Genomic DNA, 1,550 nt, shown 5'->3' on the forward strand with positions numbered 1-1,550 from the left:
CCCGGAGGTCGACATGAATCCCCGGTGGATGAACTGTCTCTCGACCAGGTCTTGCGCATCGTCTTCCTCGTCCCGCTCGCCGCGAAGTCCGAAGCGCTCGGCCAAGGCTTCGCGGGTCACCCGCACCGGTTCACGCAGAGGAAACTTCTCCAGACCGGAGTGGATCAGCTCGATATGACTGACAACCAGCGGCGTCTTCTTGTCCTCATCACCCCACAAGGCGGCGTTGATCTGCTCGAAGTGGTTATACGCATACGCGCGGATCGCTCGGGCCTCGTCGGTGGTGAGCAGCGATAGGTCCTGACCCACGAGGGCAGTGTCTGCCAGCCGGGTCGTCCGGAACGCGTCGTCATCCGCATCATCAACCACACGCGGATTGTTCCGTATCACCGCTCGAACACGTCATACGAGCCCTCGTCATACGCGTCTTCGCCGGGCATCCAGCTGGCACGGACAAATTCTGATCAGCAACCGGTCTGGGTGCCGACCAGAGTGTCCGTGGCTGTGGCGTGGGCGGCAGGCCTTGCCGGGGCCAGTGCCGGTCTTCTCGGCCGCTGGTCTGTGGACGGTTCGTCGAGTCCGCCGTCGCGGTGTGGGGCTCCGAGCCGCTCACCGGAGGCAATCGGGCCGATTTCCCCTTTGCGGAAGATGTCGCGCGAATTCACCGTCCCGCAGGTGAGGCACGTCGGGTTCTGCCGTACCACCCTGCTCATGCGGTTATCCCGGGTAACCCACCCAGATGCCCTGGTCAAAGGCCCTTCCGAGGATGTGGTGCTGGCTGCCCGTCGTGAGGCCCAGGATGGTTTAGCTTGGGCTGGCAGCGATTTCGATCCGTGGCCCTGACAACGTTTTGCTGGTCTCCGCGAGGGCTCGGGCCGGGAACAGCATGCTGGCGGGTTGTTCGTCGTCGATCGGGTTGGTTGGCTGCCACGCGGTCGCGCGGATCGCGATGCGCAAGCGGTAGGTGCTCACCGAGCGCAGGGAAATTACGGTGGAATTCGAGATTGATCCCGGTCAGCGTCTGTGGGGTGTCATCACAGTCGTGCGAGATCGTCGACGGGCTTCGTCCGAGCCGATGGGCGATCTCACGCACCCCTGCGCCACAACGCGATGTCCCGGAGGTCCCGGAGGTCCCGGAGGTCCCGATGAGTCTCAATGAAGTTGTCAAGTGCTCGGCTACGCGGCGCGGGCCTGCGGTGGGGAAGGCTCGTAACATCGGTTCTCCCGGAGTAGAACCCACAGAACGTTGACGCGGCGTCGGGCCAGTGCCAAAACGGCCTGGGTGTGATGGTGTTTGCCCTCTGCGCGCTTGCGGTCATAGAACCGCCGGGAGTCGATCTGACGGGATCGACAGTGCACGACCTGCTCGCCGACATCCTCGCCCGCTACGGCAGCATCGACGTCTTCATCGCCCGTCTGCATGCTCTGCTGGAAGCGCCCTAAGAACTCCTAACAGAGTGAGAGGTTGGCCAGTCGGCGCCAGCAGATGATGCTGCAGGCCAGGCTGAGGAAGGCTTCGTGGATGTCGTCGCGGATTTCCCAGCGGATGC

The 1,550-nt window shown here is 63.6% G+C and carries 3 protein-coding genes and 2 pseudogenes; 1 reads left to right on the forward strand and 4 read right to left on the reverse strand.

What is annotated here, in order from left to right:
• The 4 genes and pseudogenes from ACWEKS_RS49265 to ACWEKS_RS49280 form a co-directional block, all read right to left on the reverse strand.
• Positions 1 to 369, reverse strand: a 369-nt coding sequence (locus ACWEKS_RS49265; RefSeq protein WP_452346594.1) for an ADP-ribosyltransferase, incomplete at its 3' end; no start/stop codon positions are given.
• Positions 370 to 804: 435 nt separating this feature from the next.
• Positions 805 to 972, reverse strand: coding sequence for a hypothetical protein (locus tag ACWEKS_RS49270; protein WP_452346595.1), 168 nt, complete (start codon positions 970 to 972; stop codon positions 805 to 807).
• A gap of 73 nt (positions 973 to 1,045) precedes the next feature.
• Positions 1,046 to 1,216, reverse strand: a pseudogene (locus ACWEKS_RS49275) (helix-turn-helix domain-containing protein); the annotation flags it as partial.
• Positions 1,177 to 1,332 (reverse strand): annotated as a pseudogene (locus ACWEKS_RS49280) (IS110-like element ISMav6 family transposase); the annotation flags it as partial. The pseudogenes ACWEKS_RS49275 and ACWEKS_RS49280, both read right to left, overlap by 40 nt.
• Here ACWEKS_RS49280 and ACWEKS_RS49285 point away from each other — a divergent pair.
• A complete protein-coding gene (locus tag ACWEKS_RS49285; protein ID WP_452346596.1) occupies positions 1,288 to 1,443 on the forward strand; it encodes a hypothetical protein in 156 nt (51 codons plus the stop codon). The pseudogene ACWEKS_RS49280 and the gene ACWEKS_RS49285 overlap by 45 nt on opposite strands.
• Positions 1,444 to 1,550: the final 107 nt, after the last annotated feature.

It is taken from the genome of Nocardia sp. NPDC004711 (genome assembly GCF_053601595.1).